Origin of the sequence: Geomicrobium sp. JCM 19038, from assembly GCF_000698125.1 — a bacterium.
GTDB lineage: Bacteria > Bacillota > Bacilli > Bacillales > Marinococcaceae > Geomicrobium_A.
In genome coordinates this window covers 1-1,692 of record NZ_BAXA01000031.1, presented here as the reverse complement: position 1 = coordinate 1,692, position 1,692 = coordinate 1, and the positions used below count along the sequence as shown (strand labels likewise).

Annotated in this window: 1 rRNA gene; it reads right to left on the bottom strand. The window is 54.3% G+C overall.

The annotated features are described in order from the left end of the window. Positions 1 to 23 precede the first annotated feature (23 nt). Positions 24 to 1,574 (bottom strand): 16S ribosomal RNA (locus JCM19038_RS20120). Positions 1,575 to 1,692 lie beyond the last annotated feature (118 nt).

Below are 1,692 nucleotides of genomic sequence, written 5' to 3'. Positions count from 1 at the left end.
CTCAGGAAAGTAAGTCTCCATAGAAAGGAGGTGATCCATCCCCACCTTCCGGTAGGGATACCTTGTTACGACTTCACCCCAATCACCGGCCCCACCTTCGGCGGCTGGCTCCGTAAACGGTTGCCTCACCGACTTCGGGTGTTGCTGGCTCTCGTGGTGTGACGGGCGGTGTGTACAAGGCCCGGAACGTATTCACCGCGGCATGCTGATCCGCGATTACTAGCGATTCCAGCTTCATGTAGGCGAGTTGCAGCCTACAATCCGAACTGAGAACGGCTTTTTAGGATTGGCTCCACCTCGCGGCTTCGCTTCCCGTTGTACCGTCCATTGTAGCACGTGTGTAGCCCAGGTCATAAGGGGCATGATGATTTGACGTCATCCCCGCCTTCCTCCGGTTTGTCACCGGCAGTCACCTTAGAGTGCCCAACTAAATGCTGGCAACTAAGGTCAAGGGTTGCGCTCGTTGCGGGACTTAACCCAACATCTCACGACACGAGCTGACGACAACCATGCACCACCTGTCACTTTGTCCCCGAAGGGAAAACTCTATCTCTAGAGCGATCAAAGGATGTCAAGACCTGGTAAGGTTCTTCGCGTTGCGTCGAATTAAACCACATGCTCCACCGCTTGTGCGGGCCCCCGTCAATTCCTTTGAGTTTCAACCTTGCGGTCGTACTCCCCAGGCGGAGTGCTTAATGCGTTTGCTTCGGCACTACGGGTATCGAAACCCCTAACACCTAGCACTCAACGTTTACGGCGTGGACTACCAGGGTATCTAATCCTGTTTGCTCCCCACGCTTTCGCACCTCAGCGTCAGTTACAGACCAGAGAGTCGCCTTCGCCACTGGTGTTCCTCCACATATCTACGCATTTCACCGCTACACGTGGAATTCCACTCTCCTCTTCTGCACTCAAGTTCTCCAGTTTCCAATGCAATTCTGTGGTTGAGCCACAGCCTTTCACATCAGACTTAAAGAACCGCCTGCGTGCCCTTTACGCCCAATAATTCCGGACAACGCTTGCCACCTACGTATTACCGCGGCTGCTGGCACGTAGTTAGCCGTGGCTTTCTGGTGAGGTACCGTCACGGCTCGGGCATTTCCTCCCGAACTTGTTCTTCCCTCACAACAGAGCTTTACGATCCGAAAACCTTCATCACTCACGCGGCATTGCACCGTCAGGCTTTCGCCCATTGCGGATGATTCCCTACTGCTGCCTCCCGTAGGAGTCTGGACCGTGTCTCAGTTCCAGTGTGGCCGATCACCCTCTCAGGTCGGCTACGCATCGTCGCCTTGGTGAGCCCTTACCTCACCAACTAGCTAATGCGCCGCGGGCCCATCCAACAGTGGCGGCCGAAACCGCCTTTTCTCTTTTCACCAGGTGGTGAAAAGAGGATATCCGGTATTAGCTCCGGTTTCCCGGAGTTATCCCAGTCTGTTGGGCAGGTTGCCCACGTGTTACTCACCCGTCCGCCGCTGACCCATTGAGGTGCAAGCACCTCGGGTCCGCTCGACTTGCATGTATTAGGCATGCCGCCAGCGTTCGTCCTGAGCCAGGATCAAACTCTCCATTGAAAGTGTTTCCTTTTTCGTTAGCACGGGGGTGCCAACGAGGCTCGTACTTCTATAGTATAGAAGCGCTAGCTTTTATTGCTTTAATTCGCTTATCTTTCATTCAGTTTTCAAAGGGCAA